The organism is Streptococcus halichoeri (assembly GCF_019774635.1).
GTDB lineage: Bacteria > Bacillota > Bacilli > Lactobacillales > Streptococcaceae > Streptococcus > Streptococcus halichoeri.
The window spans coordinates 1,013,818-1,032,343 of the sequence record NZ_CP081502.1; the positions used below are offsets into that span (position 1 = coordinate 1,013,818).

At 39.6% G+C, this 18,526-nt stretch carries 18 protein-coding genes and 1 pseudogene; 18 read left to right on the forward strand and 1 reads right to left on the reverse strand.

Translation table 11 applies throughout. The features are described 5' to 3' along the window. The first annotated feature begins 196 nt into the window (after positions 1-196). The 6 genes and pseudogenes from K5J94_RS04915 to K5J94_RS09685 form a co-directional block, all read left to right on the forward strand. Positions 197-1,231 (forward strand): PhoH family protein, encoded by a 1,035-nt coding sequence (locus K5J94_RS04915; RefSeq protein WP_221912558.1) that lies wholly within the window; start codon positions 197-199, stop codon positions 1,229-1,231. A gap of 305 nt (positions 1,232-1,536) precedes the next feature. Then, positions 1,537-2,112 carry a uracil-DNA glycosylase family protein gene (locus K5J94_RS04920; RefSeq protein ID WP_221912559.1) on the forward strand — a complete coding sequence of 192 codons (576 nt, stop codon included), beginning with the start codon at positions 1,537-1,539 and terminating at the stop codon, positions 2,110-2,112. Positions 2,113-2,190: 78 nt separating this feature from the next. After that, positions 2,191-2,688 carry an rRNA maturation RNase YbeY gene (gene ybeY / locus K5J94_RS04925; protein WP_159546186.1) on the forward strand — a complete coding sequence of 166 codons (498 nt, stop codon included), beginning with the start codon at positions 2,191-2,193 and terminating at the stop codon, positions 2,686-2,688. Continuing rightward, on the forward strand, positions 2,669-3,076 hold the full coding sequence (locus K5J94_RS04930) for a diacylglycerol kinase family protein (RefSeq protein WP_159546180.1): 408 nt from the start codon (positions 2,669-2,671) through the stop codon (positions 3,074-3,076). Before ybeY ends, K5J94_RS04930 begins: the two co-directional genes overlap by 20 nt. A gap of 133 nt (positions 3,077-3,209) precedes the next feature. Then, positions 3,210-4,109, forward strand: coding sequence for a GTPase Era (gene era / locus K5J94_RS04935; protein ID WP_159565151.1), 900 nt, complete (start codon positions 3,210-3,212; stop codon positions 4,107-4,109). Between the two features lie 403 nt (positions 4,110-4,512). Then, positions 4,513-4,653 (forward strand): annotated as a pseudogene (locus K5J94_RS09685) (DNA mismatch repair protein MutT); the annotation flags it as partial. Positions 4,654-4,716: 63 nt separating this feature from the next. Here the strand turns inward: K5J94_RS09685 and K5J94_RS04945 are convergent. After that, positions 4,717-5,843 (reverse strand): IS3 family transposase gene (locus K5J94_RS04945; RefSeq protein ID WP_231700340.1). Its coding sequence is split into 2 segments (ribosomal slippage): positions 4,717-5,573 and positions 5,573-5,843, totalling 1,128 coding nucleotides; the frame shifts between segments, so codons are not numbered across the junction. A gap of 302 nt (positions 5,844-6,145) precedes the next feature. Here K5J94_RS04945 and K5J94_RS04950 point away from each other — a divergent pair. The 12 genes from K5J94_RS04950 (at position 6,146) to K5J94_RS05010 (ending at position 18,283) form a co-directional block, all read left to right on the forward strand. Continuing rightward, positions 6,146-6,373, forward strand: a complete 228-nt coding sequence (locus K5J94_RS04950; protein ID WP_221912560.1) for a response regulator — start codon at positions 6,146-6,148, stop codon at positions 6,371-6,373. 496 nt (positions 6,374-6,869) lie between these two features. Further along, positions 6,870-7,184 (forward strand): YdcP family protein, encoded by a 315-nt coding sequence (locus K5J94_RS04955; protein ID WP_000420682.1) that lies wholly within the window; start codon positions 6,870-6,872, stop codon positions 7,182-7,184. 15 nt (positions 7,185-7,199) lie between these two features. Continuing rightward, the gene (locus K5J94_RS04960) at positions 7,200-7,586 is read left to right on the forward strand and encodes a YdcP family protein (RefSeq protein WP_000985015.1); all 387 of its coding nucleotides are present in this window, start codon (positions 7,200-7,202) and stop codon (positions 7,584-7,586) included. A gap of 28 nt (positions 7,587-7,614) precedes the next feature. Beyond that, positions 7,615-9,000, forward strand: coding sequence for an FtsK/SpoIIIE domain-containing protein (locus tag K5J94_RS04965; RefSeq protein WP_000813488.1), 1,386 nt, complete (start codon positions 7,615-7,617; stop codon positions 8,998-9,000). Between the two features lie 177 nt (positions 9,001-9,177). Next, positions 9,178-10,383 (forward strand): MobT family relaxase, encoded by a 1,206-nt coding sequence (gene mobT, locus K5J94_RS04975; RefSeq protein WP_000398284.1) that lies wholly within the window; start codon positions 9,178-9,180, stop codon positions 10,381-10,383. A 42-nt stretch (positions 10,384-10,425) separates the two neighbouring features. Then, positions 10,426-10,647, forward strand: a complete 222-nt coding sequence (locus K5J94_RS04980) for a hypothetical protein (protein WP_001009056.1) — start codon at positions 10,426-10,428, stop codon at positions 10,645-10,647. 116 nt (positions 10,648-10,763) lie between these two features. Further along, positions 10,764-11,261, forward strand: a complete 498-nt coding sequence (locus K5J94_RS04985) for an antirestriction protein ArdA (protein WP_000342539.1) — start codon at positions 10,764-10,766, stop codon at positions 11,259-11,261. Positions 11,262-11,349: 88 nt separating this feature from the next. Then, the gene (locus K5J94_RS04990; RefSeq protein WP_000723888.1) at positions 11,350-11,742 is read left to right on the forward strand and encodes a conjugal transfer protein; all 393 of its coding nucleotides are present in this window, start codon (positions 11,350-11,352) and stop codon (positions 11,740-11,742) included. Then, positions 11,726-14,173 carry a conjugal transfer ATPase TcpF gene (gene tcpF / locus K5J94_RS04995; protein WP_000331160.1) on the forward strand — a complete coding sequence of 816 codons (2,448 nt, stop codon included), beginning with the start codon at positions 11,726-11,728 and terminating at the stop codon, positions 14,171-14,173. Before K5J94_RS04990 ends, tcpF begins: the two co-directional genes overlap by 17 nt. 2 nt (positions 14,174-14,175) lie before the next feature. Then, positions 14,176-16,353, forward strand: a complete 2,178-nt coding sequence (locus tag K5J94_RS05000; RefSeq protein ID WP_221912561.1) for a CD3337/EF1877 family mobilome membrane protein — start codon at positions 14,176-14,178, stop codon at positions 16,351-16,353. After that, positions 16,350-17,351 carry a bifunctional lytic transglycosylase/C40 family peptidase gene (locus K5J94_RS05005; protein ID WP_221912562.1) on the forward strand — a complete coding sequence of 334 codons (1,002 nt, stop codon included), beginning with the start codon at positions 16,350-16,352 and terminating at the stop codon, positions 17,349-17,351. The genes K5J94_RS05000 and K5J94_RS05005 overlap by 4 nt, the downstream gene beginning before the upstream one ends. Next, entirely contained in the window at positions 17,348-18,283 is a 936-nt protein-coding gene (locus K5J94_RS05010) for a conjugal transfer protein (protein ID WP_001224320.1), read from the forward strand. Before K5J94_RS05005 ends, K5J94_RS05010 begins: the two co-directional genes overlap by 4 nt. Positions 18,284-18,526 lie beyond the last annotated feature (243 nt).

Below are 18,526 nucleotides of genomic sequence, written 5' to 3' on the forward strand. Positions count from 1 at the left end.
CCCTAAAATTGTCTATGACAGTTAGTGTTTTAAACCGGATGCATGTGATGCGCTTAAGCATGGTTTGCATGCGGTTTTTTGCTGTTAAGGATTGGAAAATACGTTTTAGAATTTGGCTGGTTCAAGGAATTTACTGGTAAAAGTCATCGGTTTTTTGTTATAATGAAGCTAGAAAATATAGAAAAGGACATTCCATTTGCAAGAGTATTCTATTGATATCATTCTCCACCACCCTGACGATCTCCTTGCCCTATTTGGTAGCAATGAACGGCATTTAAAATTGATTGAAGACCATTTGGGAGTCATCATTCATGCTAGAACAGAACGTGTCCAGGTTATTGGTCAAACTGCCGAGGCAATCGAAGCAGCTCGCTTAACCATCCAAGCTCTTTTGGTTCTGGTAGAACGTGGGATGATGATTAATACTTCTGATGTTGTCACGGCCTTGTCAATGGTTAATAATGGAACAATTGACAAATTTGTCGCCCTATATGAAGAAGAAATCATCAAGGATAACAGTGGTAAGCCCATTCGGGTGAAGACACTTGGCCAAAAAGTCTATGCTGAGAGCATTAAACACCACGATGTGGTCTTTGGCATTGGCCCGGCAGGGACAGGAAAGACCTTTTTAGCAGTGACCTTAGCTGTCTCAGCTCTTAAAAAAGGCCAAGTCAAAAGAATTATCTTGACCCGTCCGGCCGTTGAGGCGGGCGAAAGCCTAGGCTTTTTACCAGGTGATTTGAAAGAAAAGGTAGATCCTTATCTTCGTCCCGTCTATGATGCCTTGTACCAAATTCTTGGAAAAGAGCAGACAAGCCGGATGATGGAGCGTGATATTATTGAGATTGCGCCACTAGCTTATATGCGTGGGCGCACCTTAGATGATGCCTTTGTCATCCTCGATGAAGCCCAAAATACAACCAAGATGCAAATGAAAATGTTTCTAACCAGGCTTGGCTTTAACTCAAAGATGATTGTCAATGGTGATCATAGCCAAATAGATCTACCACATCATGTCAAGTCAGGCTTAATTGACGCCAGCCAAAAGCTTAAAACAATTAAGGCCATTGACTTTGTCTATTTTAAAGCTAGTGATGTCGTACGTCATCCAGTTGTGGCAGATATTATTAAGGCTTATGAAAGCCCACAAGATGTCCAAGCTGAAAATCCTCCAACGCCAACCACGGCACCCGATTTTAACCACTATCCTGTGATTGGGGAAAATAGCTAAGCAGATACAAGAGAGAAAACGTATGAGAGTGTCTCTAATCAGTTTTTCTCTCTTCTTTGTTTTATTGGCGGTTTCCATTATGCTTTAGTTGTCTTAAGCGAGTGTTTTGAACTGTCCTGGTAGACGGGCCATAGCCAATGGCGAAAACAAGGTTTTCACCTGTGGATGTGGCTAAACAAGATCAAATGAGCTATAAAAACATTATCAGTAAGCCGGGCACTTGGAGTTCATTAGCCAAATACTCAGAGTAGCAAAGTGATTTGTGATCAGAAGGTGAGCAAACGTTTCAAGCAAGGGATAAGAGTATGGATACTATTAAAGAACAAATCATGAAGGATGCGCAAAATCAGACCTATACCCAAAGAGGTATTGAGCCGCTCTATGCTAATCCTTCAACTGCACGTATCATTATTGTGGGACAGGCGCCAGGCATCATCGCCCAAGAAAGCCAGATATATTGGAATGACCGCAGTGGCGACCGCTTGCGGGCGTGGTTAGGTGTTGATAGAGAGCTGTTTTATCAGTCGGGGTTATTTGGGGTTTTGCCAATGGATTTTTACTATCCTGGTAAAGGAAACTCAGGTGACCTCCCGCCTCGTAAGGGCTTTGCCCAGCGCTGGCATCCTCTCATAACAGCGACTATGTCCCAGGTAAGCTTAACGATTCTCGTTGGTAGTTATGCGCAAGCTTTTTACCTTAAAGATAGAGCCTATAAAACCTTAACCGAAACAGTGAGCCACTATCAGGAGTATCTACCCACCTATTTCCCGCTCGTTCATCCATCGCCTCGCAATTTTCGCTGGCATGTTAAAAATCCCTGGTTTGAAGCAGGTGTTGTGCCAGACTTGCAAAAAAGAGTTGCTGCTCTTTTGCAGACTTAGATGAAAACGTCCTCTTTTTTCCATTTGGCCGCTCTTATGGTATAATAAAAAGATAAAAGTACTGGAAAGAAGATGACTATGCACATAGAGATGATTGATGAAACAGGACAAGTTTCTCAAGCGATTATGGAGCAAACGCTTGATTTGCTCAATTTTGCCGCTCAAAAAACGGGTAAAGAAGATAAAGAAATGGCTGTAACCTTTGTCACCAACGAGCGCAGCCATGCCTTAAATTTGGAATTTCGTCAGACTGATCGGCCAACGGATGTTATTTCGTTAGAATACAAGCCAGAAACACCACTTGTATTTGATCCAAAAGAGCTAGCTAACGATCCAGAACTTCAGGAAATGTTATCTGAGTTTGACGCCTATATTGGTGAGCTGTTCATTTCTATTGATAAAGCTAAGGAACAAGCTGCTGAGTACGGGCATTCTTTTGAACGTGAAATGGGCTTTTTAGCAGTCCATGGCTTTTTACATATCAATGGCTATGACCATTATACGCCTGAAGAGGAGAAAGAAATGTTCACATTACAGGAAGAGATTTTGACTGCCTATGGCCTCACACGACAATAATTCACCACGAAAGTGGAAGAACCGAACAGTTGCTTCTAGTTTAGAATTTGCCTTTACGGGCATTTTAACTGCCATTGATGAAGAACGTAATTTAAAAAGTCACCTCGTATCAGCTCTATTAGTGATAATAGCTGGACTTATCTTTAAATTATCAGCGATTGAGTGGTTATTTTTGTTCTTGGCCATTTTTTTGGTCATTACCATGGAGATCGTCAATTCTGCCATCGAAAATGTAGTTGATTTGGCCAGCGACTATCACTTTTCCATGCTCGCCAAAAAGGCCAAGGATATGGCCGCGGGTGCCGTCTTAGTGATTTCAGGCTATGCAGTGATTACTGGTCTAATTATCTTTTTACCCAAGATTTGGCTTTTGATTTTTGGAAAATAGCAGAGCGTTTAGCTTGGCTGACTAGTGACAAGAAAGTTAAAGCATTAGACAAGTGAGTCCCAACCAAGCTTACGCTGCCTAGGAGGCTTATTCTGGCCAGACCATATTATTTTAAAGAATTAACGGAGACAAAATGACATTCAAATCAGGTTTTGTGGCGATTTTGGGTCGTCCAAATGTTGGAAAATCAACCTTCCTCAACCATGTTATGGGCCAAAAAATTGCCATCATGAGTGATAAAGCCCAAACCACGCGCAATAAAATTATGGGCATTTACACCACCAAGACAGAACAGATTGTCTTTATTGATACGCCAGGGATTCATAAGCCAAAGACCGCCCTTGGCGATTTTATGGTTGAGTCGGCCTACAGTACCTTGCGTGAAGTGGAGACTGTGCTTTTTATGGTGCCAGCAGATGAAAAACGTGGCAAGGGCGACGATATGATCATTGAACGCCTAAAGGCTGCCAAAATCCCGGTTGTCTTGGTCATTAATAAAATCGATAAAGTCCATCCTGACAAGCTTTTAGAGCAGATTGATGATTTCCGCAGTCAAATGGCGTTTAAAGAAGTAGTACCTATTTCTGCCCTACAAGGCAATAACGTGCAAACATTGATTAAGATTCTAACCGATAATCTAGAAGAGGGCTTTCAATACTTCCCTGAAGACCAAATTACAGACCATCCAGAACGTTTCTTAGTCTCTGAAATGATCCGTGAAAAGGTACTTCATCTGACCCAACAAGAGGTTCCCCACTCGGTTGCTGTGGTTATTGAATCAATGAAACGCGATGAAGAGACGGATAAAATCCACATCCGCGCTACAATCATGGTTGAACGTGATAGCCAAAAAGGCATTATCATCGGAAAACAAGGCGCCATGCTGAAAAAAATCGGCAAGATGGCCAGACGTGACATCGAAATCATGCTAGGAGATAAGGTTTACCTCGAAACCTGGGTCAAAGTCAAAAAGAACTGGCGAGATAAAAAATTAGATTTAGCCGACTTTGGCTATAATCAGAAAGAGTATTAGCACCCGATTTATGAATCAAGTCTAACTACTTTTTGTTTGCTTAGCACCTCATTGGCAAGCCAAGAAAGGCAGGGAAAGCTAGTCAGTTGTACAATACCTTAGCTAACGCAGGCCCTGGTGAACGAGCCCTTCAAAATTGTATATACTCATCATAAAAAAGGGGCTCGGTACTTTGTGGCAAGTGAGCACCAAAAAGGTTTCGCTAGAGTTGACTTAAAAATTAAAAAGATGCTGAGATACCTCTAAACTGTAGTGTTGGAGGTATTTTTATGTTAAGGAGCAAAAAAAGAAGATTAGATCTCTTATCTCCGGTCGAAAGTTGGTCATGACAAAGTAATTAGGCTCTTTGCAGGTGGCATTTTAGAAAACGAACTATGCAGTTAGGGCAAGTTCAAGCATAGCTATTACCGATTTCAGCAACGAAGAGACTCTAACATTAAATTTCTTTTCAAAAGACAATATCCATGTTTTAGATAAACTATCTAATAAACACAGACTCGTGTTAAAGGAATATTTTGACAACAGCTTTAAATTAGGATGGTAGGAAGAAATAAAAAACACGGCTAGTGGCACTGCACCCCAAAAGTGGGACAGAAGAAAAACACTCTTATGAAACCAATTTCCTGAATTGAACAGGAGATTGGTTTTTAAAATGACGTTGAATTCTAGTTTCATTATAAAATGTAATGTAATTTTTAACAATATTTGTTATACTATCTTTGTTGTATTTTCTCCTATTTTGGAGATAAAAAGTTTCAGTCTTTAGAGCGGAGTGAAACCATTCAATACAGGCGTTATCTGCAGGTGTCCCTTTTCGAGACATTGAGCGGGTAATGCCTTTTTCTTTACAAACAAGATAGTAAGCATAAGAGGTGTAGACAGATCCTTGATCACTGTGTAATAGGACTCCAGGTTCTACATCCAGTTGATTAAGGGTATCAAGTACAAGATTATTATCCTGTGTATCTGAAATAGTATAGGCCACAATTTCACGATTATAGAGGTCCATAATAGATGATAAGTATAAGGTAGATTTTCCAAAGTTAAGATAAGTAATATCTGTAACAAGTTTTTGTAATGGTCTGCTTGCCTTAAAGTCACGGTCTAACTTATTTTTTGTGACGTAGTATGGCTTGCCTAATTTAGGGGACTTCTTTATTCTAGTGCGGCATAGCCATCCTCTGCTCTTCATAATCCGATAGACTTTCTTTACATTTGCAATAACCCCAAACTCTTTCTTTAGAAGACTTGTAATGGTTCTATACCCATAGATAAACTTATATTTTAAGCAGAGCTTTTCAACTTTTTCAATAAGACTATCATGAGTAGGAGACTTGATATTAGATTTCCAGCGATAATAGGTTGAGCGTGGGATTTTAAAGCAGTCCAGAATACAACCTATTGGATACTGATGTTTGTAGTAATCAACCAGCTTGATGAGTGTTACTTTGTCGATTTTCTCATCAAGCTTTGATACTTTTTTAGGAGTTCAACTTGAAGTTTTAATTGTTCAACTTCAGATAATTGTTCCATGCCTTGACCGTAAGTATATTGCTTACCTACAGGTTGATAAAAGCGATAACTCTCACCTTTTTGGTACCAACGCCACCAGGTATAAATCTGGCTTTTATTTTTAATACCAAGTGTATCCATAATAACTTTTTCTGTTTTACCTGATTTCTTCATTTCAATACAGGCTAATTTAGTTTCTAACGAGTAAGCTTTTTTGACCATAATAAAACACTCCTGATTCTATTTTACTAGAATTCTACAGGAGTGTTTTTCTTGTGTCTCATTTATTGGGTGCAGTGCCAGTAGGTTGTGTTTTTTATGTCCGATTTAATATTAAGTGAGAGAGCAGCATTTGATTAGCTCCCCCAAATAGAATAAATAGTGATATTCTAATCAATTAAAAGCAAACGGCAAGCAATTGATAATAATTAAGGCAAGATGTATAATATATAGTAATAATTTTAAAAATAACTCATAATTGTCATCTGCTATCATTGAAAATAATAGAAATATTGGAGAGTAAGGTGAAAATATATATTTTGGAAGATAATTTAAGTCAGCAATTTTATCTTGAAAAATTAATAAAACAAATACTTTCACAAAAAAATCGGGAAAACGATAACATACAAACTTTTGATCAATCAGAAGAATTATTGGACAATATTAAAGAAAGAGGAAGTCATCAATTATTTTTTCTAGATATTGAATTAGGACAAAATGAAAAGTTGGGGCTACTAACTGCAAAAAAATAAAAGAAATTGATCCCTTAGCTACAATTGTGTTTATTTCAAGTCATTCAGAGTTTATGCCTTTAACATTTAGGTATCAAACGGAGGCATTTGATTTTATTGATAAAAACCTCTGCACTAAAGAAAAAATTGAAAGAATAACTAAAGCAATAAATTTTCTTTTAAAAATAGCATAAAAATCTAGTTATCCGCATAAAAACTGGACTTATCACACTTTATCAAGGTCAAAACCACTCAATTTACTACTAATTTACTACTTATGAATGAGCTTTGATACGACGATTTATCCTTGAAAAGTGAAGATATAAAGATACTTCCAATAAAATTTGAATATTTAATAGGTAGACACTTCAAAAAATGAGGTGTCTATTTTTTTACCCGATTTTGAAAGGAAGTGAACTTATGAAAACAAAAAATCAAGAATCAAAAGGTCGTTCCCCACTCTTTAAGACCATCAAACATTCATTCAGCCAATAAAAAAGAAAGGATAGGTAAAAATATGGAACTTAAATTTGTGATTCCCAACATGGAAAAAACATTCGGCAATTTAGAATTTGCTGGCGAGGATAAAGTCGTTCAGCGAAGAATCAACGGACGGCTAACTGTCTTATCAAGAAGCTATAATCTCTATTCTGATGTTCAAAGAGCAGATGATATTGTGGTGGTGCTTCCTGCTGAAGCTGGCGAAAAACATTTCGGCTTTGAGGAACGTGTGAAGTTAGTCAATCCACGTATTACCGCAGAGGGCTACAAAATCGGCACTCGTGGTTTTACAAATTACCTTTTACATGCTGACGACATGATAAAAGAATAAAGAAAGAGAGGAAAAATGATGAGATTAGCAAATGGCATTGTATTAGATAAAGACACGACTTTTGGAGAATTGAAATTCTCTGCTCTACGTCGTGAAGTGAGAATCCAAAATGAAGACGGGTCGGTTTCAGATGAAATCAAGGAACGTACCTATGACTTAAAATCCAAAGGACAAGGACGCATGATTCAAGTAAGTATTCCTGCCAGCGTGCCTTTGAAAGAGTTTGATTATAACGCACGGGTGGAACTTATCAATCCCATTGCGGACACCGTTGCTACTGCCACCTATCAAGGAGCAGATGTTGACTGGTATATCAAGGCAGACGATATTGTGCTGACAAAGGATTCTAGTTCATTCAAAGCTCAACCACAAGCAAAGAAAGAACCGACACAAGACAAATAGTCGCTAGGTAGAAAGGAGACTTTTTCGCATGAAACAGCGTGGTAAAAGGATTCGCCCATCTGGTAAAGATTTAGTCTTTCATTTTACGATAGCGTCACTCCTGCCTGTTTTCCTGCTGGTTGTCGGACTGTTTCATGTGAAGACAATCCAGCAGATCAACTGGCAGGATTTTAACCTATCACAAGCAGATAAGATTGACATTCCCTATTTAATTATCAGTTTCAGTGTCGCAATTCTTATCTGCTTGCTGGTAGCGTTTGTATTCAAACGGGTTCGCTATGATACGGTTAAACAACTTTACCACCGTCAAAAACTGGCAAAGATGATACTTGAAAACAAGTGGTATGAATCTGAACAGGTCAAAACAGAGGGTTTCTTTAAAGATAGTGCTGGTCGTACAAAGGAAAAGATAACCTACTTCCCTAAAATGTATTATCGACTTAAAAATGGCTTGATACAGATACGGGTGGAAATCACGCTGGGAAAATATCAAGACCAACTCTTACACTTGGAAAAGAAATTAGAGAGTGGCTTGTACTGTGAGCTGACGGATAAAGAGTTAAAGGATTCCTATGTGGAATATACTTTGCTCTATGACACCATAGCCAGTCGTATTTCTATTGATGAAGTAGAAGCTAAAGATGGTAAACTTCGCTTAATGAAAAACGTATGGTGGGAATATGATAAGCTCCCTCATATGTTGATTGCTGGTGGTACAGGTGGCGGTAAAACTTACTTTATACTGACACTGATTGAAGCCTTGCTTCATACAGATTCAAAACTGTATATTCTTGACCCGAAAAATGCTGACCTTGCGGACTTAGGTTCTGTGATGGCAAATGTCTACTATAGAAAAGAAGACTTGCTTTCTTGCATTGAAACATTCTATGAAGAAATGATGAAACGTAGTGAGGAAATGAAGCAGATGAAGAACTATAAGACTGGCAAAAATTATGCTTACTTAGGTCTCCCGGCACACTTCTTAATCTTTGATGAATACGTCGCTTTCATGGAAATGCTGGGAACAAAAGAAAACACCGCAGTTATGAATAAGCTGAAACAGATTGTCATGTTAGGTCGTCAAGCTGGCTTCTTTCTAATACTGGCTTGTCAACGTCCAGACGCAAAATATTTAGGCGACGGAATCCGTGATCAGTTTAATTTCAGAGTGGCTTTAGGTCGTATGTCTGAAATGGGCTATGGCATGATGTTTGGCAGTGACGTACAAAAGGATTTCTTCTTAAAGCGAATCAAAGGTCGTGGCTATGTTGATGTAGGAACAAGTGTCATATCAGAGTTTTATACTCCCCTTGTACCAAAAGGATATGATTTCTTGGAGGAAATTAAAAAGTTATCCAACAGCAGACAGTCCACGCAGGCGACGTGCGAAGCGGAAGTCGCAGGTGTGGACTGATCTTGCTGGCTGGTGTGGCAATAGCCACGCCAGCACTTAACCCCCCGTATCTAACAGGGGGGTACAAATCGACAGGAAACAGTCAAAAAAACATTAGAAAATCCTTTGGTTACAAGGGATTTACAAAATTTCAGCGTATGTCAAATGGGCTTTAAAAGTTGACATACGCCTTTTTGATTGGAGGGATTTTTACTGAATGAACAAACTTGGTTACAGCATTTAAAAGAAAAACGCTTGGCTTATGGACTATCTCAAAACCGTTTAGCTGTTGCGACTGGTATTACAAGGCAGTATCTAAGCGATATTGAAACAGGAAAAGTCAAGCCATCAGAGGATTTACAGCAGTCCCTTTGGGAAGCTCTGGAACGCTTCAATCCCGACGCTCCCCTTGAAATGCTGTTTGATTATGTAAGGATTCGCTTTCCGACAACAGACGTACAGCAGGTGGTCGAAAACATCTTACAACTGAAACTGTCCTATTTTCTTCATGAGGACTATGGTTTCTATTCTTATTCAGAGCATTATGCTTTAGGCGACATATTCGTCCTTTGCTCCCATGAACTGGACAAAGGAGTTCTGGTGGAATTGAAAGGTCGTGGGTGCAGACAATTTGAAAGCTATCTTCTGGCACAACAAAGAAGCTGGTATGAGTTCTTTATGGACGTTTTGGTGGCTGGCGGTGTGATGAAACGCCTTGACCTTGCCATTAACGATAAGACAGGGATTTTGAATATCCCTGTACTCACTGAAAAGTGCCAACAGGAAGAATGTATCTCCGTCTTCCGCAGTTTTAAAAGCTATCGCAGTGGCGAACTGGTACGCAAAGAGGAAAAGGAATGTATGGGAAACACCCTCTATATCGGTTCATTACAAAGTGAAGTTTATTTCTGTATCTATGAAAAGGACTACGAGCAGTACAAGAAAAATGATATTCCCATTGAAGACGCAGAAGTAAAAAACCGTTTTGAGATTCGATTGAAAAATGAGCGTGCCTATTATGCAGTCCGTGATTTACTCGTCTATGACAATCCAGAGCATACCGCCTTTAAAATTATCAATCGGTATATCCGTTTTGTAGATAAAGACGATTCCAAACCTCGTTCTGATTGGAAACTGAATGAAGAATGGGCTTGGTTTATTGGGAACAATCGTGAACGATTAAAACTAACCACAAAACCAGAGCCTTACTCCTTCCAAAGGACGCTGAACTGGCTATCTCATCAAGTTGCCCCGACCTTAAAGGTTGCGATTAAACTTGATGAAATCAACCAGACGCAGGTTGTAAAAGACATTCTCGACCATGCGAAACTGACAGACCGACACAAGCAGATTTTGAAGCAACAGTCAGTAAAAGAACAGGACGTGATAACAACAAAAAAATAACTCAAATACAAATTCATTGAATATAGAGAGGAGAACATTTTTATGAATTTTGGACAAAACCTTTATAACTGGTTTCTATCAAACGCTCAATCACTGGTGCTTTTAGCAATCGTTGTGATTGGCTTGTATCTTGGCTTCAAGCGTGAGTTTAGCAAACTGATTGGCTTTTTAATTATTGCGATTATTGCGGTTGGCTTAGTCTTCAACGCTGCTGGAGTAAAAGACATTTTACTAGAGCTATTCAATCGCATTATTGGTGCTTAAATAAAACCGTTCTTTTGTGGAATATAAGTGGTTTTCTTATGTTCCGCAAAGGAATGGTACACCAAACGAAGTGCGGTAGGGATTTTTGAATCTCTACAAAGAAAGGACGTGAATATATGGACGATATGCAAGTCTATATTGCGAATTTAGGCAAATACAATGAGGGCGAATTGGTCGGTGCGTGGTTTACCTTTCCCATTGACTTTGAGGAAGTCAAAGAGAAAATCGGCTTGAATGATGAATATGAGGAATACGCCATTCATGACTACGAGTTACCCTTTACGGTTGACGAATACACTTCCATTGGCGAACTCAATCGACTATGGGAAATGGTATCGGAATTACCCGAAGAATTACAATCGGAGCTATCTGCTCTGCTCACTCATTTTTCAAGCATTGAAGAACTAAGCGAACATCAAGAGGATATTATCATTCATTCCGATTGTGATGATATGTATGACGTGGCACGCTACTACATTGAAGAAACGGGTGCTTTAGGCGAAGTACCAGCTAGTCTTCAAAACTATATTGATTATCAAGCCTATGGTCGGGATTTAGACCTTTCAGGAACGTTTATCTCAACCAATCATGGGATTTTTGAAATCGTCTATTAAATCTGTCGGTACATTACTACTGGCAGATTTTCTATTTTACGGGGTGGCTCAATCAGCTACCCCTATTTTTTATGAAAGGATTGATTACATGAAGAAAATACGAAGCTATACCAGTATCTGGTCTGTGGAAAAGGTACTGTATTCTATCAATGATTTTAGACTTCCGTTTCCCATAACCTTTACGCAAATGACATGGTTTGTCGTGTCACTCTTTGCAGTGATGATACTTGGCAACTTGCCCCCTCTTTCCATGATAGAGGGAGCATTTCTCAAATACTTTGGGATTCCTGTGGCTTTCACATGGTTTATGTCTACAAAAACTTTTGATGGTAAAAAGCCTTATGGATTTTTGAAGTCTGTCATTGCTTATGCACTGCGACCAAAGCTGACCTATGCAGGAAAAAAAGTAACGCTTGGTAGAAACCAGCCACAAGAAGCCATTACAGCAGTTAGGAGTGAATTTTATGGCATATCCAATTAAATACATTGAAAACAATCTCGTCTGGAATAAAGACGGGGAATGTTATGCTTACTATGAGCTTGTTCCTTACAATTACTCATTTCTAAGTCCAGAACAGAAAATACAAGTGCATGATTCTTTCAGACAGCTTATCGCACAAAATCGTGATGGCAAAATTCATGCTTTACAAATCAGTACAGAATCCAGCATACGTTCTGCACAAGAGCGTTCCAAAAATGAAGTCACTGGCAAGCTCAAAGCGGTTGCCTATGACAAAATCGACCAACAGACAGACGCTTTAATATCCATGATTGGCGAAAATCAAGTGAACTACCGTTTCTTTATCGGCTTTAAGTTGCTTCTCAACGATCAGGAGTTTTCTATGAAAAGTCTTACCGTTGAAGCAAAAAATGCTTTGTCTGATTTTGTCTATGATGTGAACCATAAGCTGATGGGCGATTTTGTTAGTATGAGTAATGATGAAATCCTGCGTTTTCAGAAGATGGAAAAGCTCTTAGAAAATAAAATCTCTCGTCGTTTCAAAATCCGCAGGTTAGATAAGGACGACTTCGGCTATCTGATTGAACACCTTTACGGACAGACAGGCACTGCCTATGAAGAGTATGAGTACCATCTATCAAAGAAAAAGCTGGATAATGAAACGCTGATTAAATACTATGACTTGATTAAGCCTACTCGCTGTTTGGTGGAAGAAAAACAGCGATATTTGAAAATCCAGCAGGAAGATGAAACCGTCTATGTAGCTTACTTTACCATTAACAGCATTGTCGGAGAACTGGACTTCCCGTCCTCTGAAATCTTCTACTACCAGCAACAGCAATTTACATTCCCGATTGATACGTCAATGAATGTGGAAATTGTAGCGAATCGTAAAGCCCTATCTACTGTCCGCAATAAAAAGAAAGAACTGAAAGACTTGGATAACCACGCTTGGCAAAGTGATAATGAAACCAGCTCCAATGTGGCGGAAGCTCTGGAAAGTGTGAATGAGCTGGAAACCAATTTAGACCAAAGCAAGGAATCTATGTACAAGCTGTCTTATGTGGTAAGGGTATCAGCAAATGATCTTGACGAACTCAAACGTCGTTGTAATGAAGTGAAAGATTTTTATGACGATTTAAGCGTAAAACTGGTACGACCATTTGGGGATATGCTCGGCTTACATGAAGAATTTTTACCTGCCAGCAAGCGTTATATGAATGATTATATTCAATACGTGACCTCTGATTTCCTCGCTGGTTTAGGTTTTGGTGCTACTCAAATGCTGGGGGAAAATGAGGGGATTTATGTTGGCTACAGCTTAGATACTGGACGCAATGTCTATCTGAAACCTGCTCTTGCCAGTCAAGGGGTTAAGGGTTCAGTAACCAATGCGTTAGCGTCGGCTTTTGTTGGTTCGCTGGGTGGTGGTAAATCCTTTGCGAATAACCTTATCGTCTATTATGCGGTGCTTTATGGGGCACAAGCAGTGATTGTAGACCCAAAAGCAGAACGTGGCAGATGGAAAGAAACCTTGCCAGAGATTTCCCATGAAATCAATATCGTCACTCTGACTTCTGATGAGAAAAACAAAGGCTTACTTGACCCTTATGTGATTATGAAAAATCCCAAAGATTCTGAATCACTGGCTATTGATATTCTGACATTCCTTACGGGGATTTCCTCTCGTGATGGGGAACGCTTCCCAATCCTTAGAAAAGCCATTCGTGCAGTAACCAATAGTGAAGTACGAGGGTTGATGAAAGTGATTGAGGAATTACGGGTTGAGAATACGCCACTAAGTACCAGTATAGCCGACCATATCGAAAGTTTTACAGACTATGACTTTGCACATTTATTATTCAGTAATGGTTATGTGGAGCAGTCTATCAGCTTAGAAAAACAACTGAACATTATACAGGTTGCGGACTTGGTACTTCCCGACAAGGAAACTTCCTTTGAGGAATATACCACTATGGAGCTTTTATCCGTTGCTATGCTGATTGTCATTAGTACCTTTGCTTTAGACTTTATCCATACAGACCGAAGCATTTTCAAGATTGTAGATTTAGACGAAGCATGGAGCTTTTTACAGGTAGCACAAGGAAAAACACTATCTATGAAGCTGGTTCGGGCTGGTCGTGCTATGAACGCTGGGGTATATTTCGTGACCCAAAATACAGACGACCTCTTAGATGAAAAACTGAAAAATAACCTCGGCTTAAAATTTGCATTTCGTTCCACTGACCTTAACGAGATTAAAAAGACCTTAGCCTTTTTTGGTGTAGACCCAGAGGACGAAAACAATCAGAAGCGATTGCGTGATTTGGAAAACGGGCAATGCCTTATCAGTGATTTATATGGTCGTGTCGGTGTGATACAGTTCCACCCTGTATTTGAAGAACTGCTCCATGCCTTTGATACCAGACCACCTGTGCGAAAAGAGGTGTAAATGTGAAACCATCAATAGTAAACAGAATAAAATCAAACTGGACGCTGAAACGTCTAGGTAAAGTGGCAATGACAGTGGCTTTCACACTTGTGATTGCCATTTTTCTTTTAGCCATGCTGGGAACGGTGGTTCAAGCTGCGGGCTTGGTAGATGATACGGTCAATGTGGCAAATGAATACAGCCGATACCCACTTGAAAACTATCAACTGGATTTTTATGTGGATAATAGCTGGGGCTGGCTTCCGTGGAACTGGTCGGACGGGATTGGAAAACAGGTCATGTATGGACTATATGCCATTACCAATTTTATTTGGACAATCAGTTTGTATGTTTCCAATGCGACAGGTTACTTAGTACAGGAAGCCTATTCCTTAGACTTCATTTCCGCTACAGCAGATTCCATTGGTAAGAATATGCAGACCTTAGCTGGTGTGAGTGCAAACGGATTTTCAACAGAGGGTTTCTATGTTGGATTCCTCTTACTCTTGATTTTGGTTCTTGGGGTTTATGTTGCCTATACGGGACTGATAAAGAGAGAAACCACAAAGGCAATTCATGCCATTATGAATTTTGTGCTGGTGTTTATCCTATCGGCTTCCTTTATTGCCTACGCTCCCGACTACATTAAAAAAATCAATGACTTTTCATCAGACATCAGTAATGCCAGTTTATCACTTGGCACGAAGATTGTCATGCCCCATTCCGATAGTCAAGGCAAGGACAGCGTGGACTTAATCAGAGATAGCCTGTTTTCCATACAGGTTCAGCAACCGTGGCTACTGCTTCAATACAACAGTTCAGACATTGAAAGTATCGGTATTGACCGTGTGGAAAGCCTGCTCTCCACCAGCCCAGATTCCAACAATGGCGAAGACAGAGAAAAAATTGTTGCGGAAGAAATTGAAGACAGAAGCAATACCAATCTAACCATTACAAAGACCATTAACCGTTTAGGTACAGTCTTCTTCCTATTTGTCTTCAATATTGGGATTTCCATATTTGTATTCCTATTAACAGGAATCATGATTTTCTCGCAGGTACTTTTTATCATCTATGCTATGTTTCTGCCTGTGAGCTTTATTTTAAGCATGATTCCATCATTTGATGGTATGTCAAAACGAGCCATAACAAAGCTCTTTAATACCATTTTGACACGAGCTGGAATCACATTGATTATTACGACAGCATTTAGTATTTCAACCATGCTCTATACCTTATCGGCTGGTTATCCGTTCTTTTTGATTGCTTTTCTACAGATTGTGACCTTTGCAGGAATCTACTTCAAGCTGGGCGATTTAATGAGTATGTTTTCTCTACAGAGTAACGATTCTCAAAGTGTGGGAAGTCGTGTGATGAGAAAACCTCGTATGCTTATGCACGCTCACATGCACCGTCTACAGCGGAAACTTGGACGTTCCATGACTACTCTAGGGGCTGGGTCTGCCATTGTTACAGGTAAAAAAGGACAGTCGGGTTCGGGGAGTTCTGCAAGGACACAAGCAGATCACTCCCGACCAGACGGAAAGGAAAAATCAACACTTGGAAAACGTATCGGTCAAACCATCGGTACAGTAGCTGATACCAAAGACAGAATGGTAGACACTGCTAGTGGTTTGAAAGAACAGGTTAAAGATTTGCCGACCAATGCAAGATATGCAGTATATCAAGGAAAATCCAAAGTAAAAGAGAATGTCCGTGATTTAACCAGTAGTATTTCTCAAACCAAAGCGGACAGAGCCAGTGGACGCAAGGAACAGCAGGAACAAAGGCGAAAAACCATTGCGAAGCGTCGCTCTGAAATGGAACAGGTCAAACAGAAAAAACAGCCTGCTTCTTCTGTTCATGAAAGACCGACTACAAGACAAGAACAATATCATGATGAACAGACCTCAAAACAGTCTAATATTCAGACTTCATATAAGGGATCTCAACAAGCCAAACAAGAGCGTCCAGCAGTTAAGTCCGATTTTTCAAGTCCAAAAGTGGAACGCCAAGGCAATACCGTTCAAGAAAAAACCGTTCAAAAGCCAGCAACTTCAACCACTACAGCAGATAGAACTTCACAACGTCCAATCACAAAAGAACGTCCGTCTACTGTTCAAAGAGTACCACTACAAAATACAAGAAGTAGACCACCAATCAAAACCGCCACCATTAAGAAAGTCGGTAAGAAACCATGAAGTTGAAAACTTTAGTGATTGGTGGTTCTGGATTATTCTTGATGGTCTTCTCACTGCTTCTGTTTGTTGCCATTTTATTTTCAGATGAACAGGACAGCGGAATTTCCAATATTCATTATGGAGGTGTGAATGTTTCCGCAGAAGTGCTGGCTCATAAGCCTATGGTAGAAAAATATGCCAAAGAATATGGCGTTGAAGAATATGTCAACATACTTCTTGCGATTATACAGGTGGAATCGGGCGGTACTGCGGAAGATGTTATGCAGTCCTCGGAATCCCTCGGTCTTCCACCTAATTCATTGAGTACAGAAGAATCCATTAAGCAAGGTGTGAAGTATTTCAGTGAATTATTAGCCAGTAGCGAAAGGCTCAGTGTAGATTTAGAATCGGTTATCCAGTCCTACAATTATGGTGGTGGTTTCTTAGGGTATGTGGCTAATCGTGGAAATAAATATACCTTTGAACTGGCTCAAAGTTTCTCAAAAGAGTATTCAGGTGGCGAAAAAGTGTCTTACCCCAATCCCATAGCCATACCTATCAATGGGGGCTGGCGATACAACTATGGCAATATGTTTTATGTGCAACTGGTAACGCAGTATCTTGTCACAACAGAGTTTGATGATGATACGGTACAAGCCATCATGGACGAAGCACTGAAATATGAGGGCTGGCGATACGTTTACGGTGGAGCTTCCCCGACTACTTCTTTTGATTGTAGCGGACTGACACAATGGACGTATGGAAAAGTTGGAATTAACTTACCACGAACCGCACAACAGCAATATGATGTGACCCAGCATATCCCACTATCGGAAGCACAAGCTGGCGATTTGGTTTTCTTTCATTCTACCTATAACGCTGGCTCTTATATTACTCATGTTGGGATATACCTTGGCAATAACCGTATGTTTCATGCAGGCGACCCAATCGGTTATGCCGACTTAACAAGCCCCTACTGGCAACAGCATTTAGTGGGAGCAGGACGAATCAAACAATGAGAAAGGAAGATTTAATGATGAAATTTAGAAAAAATCAGAATAAAGAAAAACAGATACCAAAGGAAAAGAAACCTCGTGTCTACTATAAGGTCAATCCTCATAAAAAGGTTGTGATTGCCTTGTGGGTACTTTTAGGGCTTAGTTTCAGCTTTGCGATATTCAAGCACTTTACAGCTATAGATACTCATACTATTCACGAAACAACTATCATAGAAAAGGAATACGTTGATACTCATCATGTAGAAAATTTTGTAGAGAACTTTGCGAAAGTCTACTATTCATGGGAGCAATCCGATAAGTCCATTGATAATCGAATGGAAAGTCTAAAAGGCTATCTGACAGATGAACTTCAAGCTCTCAATGTTGATACAGTACGCAAAGATATTCCTGTATCGTCTTCTGTAAGAGGATTTCAGATATGGACGGTAGAGCCAACTGGCGACAATGAGTTTAATGTAACCTACAGTGTAGACCAGCTCATTACAGAGGGAGAAAATACAAAGACCGTCCACTCTGCTTATATAGTGAGTGTCTATGTAGATGGTTCTGGAAATATGGTACTGGTTAAGAATCCGACCATTACCAACATACCTAAGAAATCAAGTTATAAACCAAAAGCCATTGAAAGTGAGGGGACGGTTGATTCCATTACAACCAATGAAATCAATGAGTTTTTAACGACGTTCTTCAAGCTCTATCCTACAGCGACAGCCAGTGAACTTTCCTACTATGTGAATGACGGGATATTAAAACCAATCGGAAAAGAGTACATCTTTCAAGAACTGGTAAATCCTATTCACAATCGTAAGGATAATCAAGTCACGGTATCGCTGACAGTGGAGTATATCGACCAGCAGACCAAAGCAACGCAGGTATCTCAATTTGATTTGGTACTTGAAAAGAACGGGAGTAATTGGAAGATTATAGAATAACAAATATTGGTACATTATTACAGCTATTTTGTAATCACGTACTCTCTTTGATAAAAAATTGGAGATTCCTTTACAAATATGCTCTTACGTGCTATTATTTAAGTGACTATTTAAAAGGAGTTAATAAATATGCGGCAAGGTATTCTTAAATAAACTGTCAATTTGATAGCGGGAACAAATAATTAGATGTCCTTTTTTAGGAGGGCTTAGTTTTTTGTACCCAGTTTAAGAATACCTTTATCA

Coding starts and splice junctions, on each gene's coding strand:
- K5J94_RS05005 (WP_221912562.1), top strand. CDS start 16,350: ATGAAGTTGAAAACTTTAGTGATTGGTGGTTCTGGATTATTCTTGATG.
- era (WP_159565151.1), top strand. CDS start 3,210: ATGACATTCAAATCAGGTTTTGTGGCGATTTTGGGTCGTCCAAATGTT.
- ybeY (WP_159546186.1), top strand. CDS start 2,191: ATGCACATAGAGATGATTGATGAAACAGGACAAGTTTCTCAAGCGATT.
- K5J94_RS04930 (WP_159546180.1), top strand. CDS start 2,669: ATGGCCTCACACGACAATAATTCACCACGAAAGTGGAAGAACCGAACA.
- K5J94_RS04920 (WP_221912559.1), top strand. CDS start 1,537: ATGGATACTATTAAAGAACAAATCATGAAGGATGCGCAAAATCAGACC.
- K5J94_RS05010 (WP_001224320.1), top strand. CDS start 17,348: ATGAGAAAGGAAGATTTAATGATGAAATTTAGAAAAAATCAGAATAAA.
- K5J94_RS04955 (WP_000420682.1), top strand. CDS start 6,870: ATGGAACTTAAATTTGTGATTCCCAACATGGAAAAAACATTCGGCAAT.
- K5J94_RS04985 (WP_000342539.1), top strand. CDS start 10,764: ATGGACGATATGCAAGTCTATATTGCGAATTTAGGCAAATACAATGAG.
- K5J94_RS04980 (WP_001009056.1), top strand. CDS start 10,426: ATGAATTTTGGACAAAACCTTTATAACTGGTTTCTATCAAACGCTCAA.
- K5J94_RS04990 (WP_000723888.1), top strand. CDS start 11,350: ATGAAGAAAATACGAAGCTATACCAGTATCTGGTCTGTGGAAAAGGTA.
- tcpF (WP_000331160.1), top strand. CDS start 11,726: ATGGCATATCCAATTAAATACATTGAAAACAATCTCGTCTGGAATAAA.
- K5J94_RS04960 (WP_000985015.1), top strand. CDS start 7,200: ATGATGAGATTAGCAAATGGCATTGTATTAGATAAAGACACGACTTTT.
- K5J94_RS04965 (WP_000813488.1), top strand. CDS start 7,615: ATGAAACAGCGTGGTAAAAGGATTCGCCCATCTGGTAAAGATTTAGTC.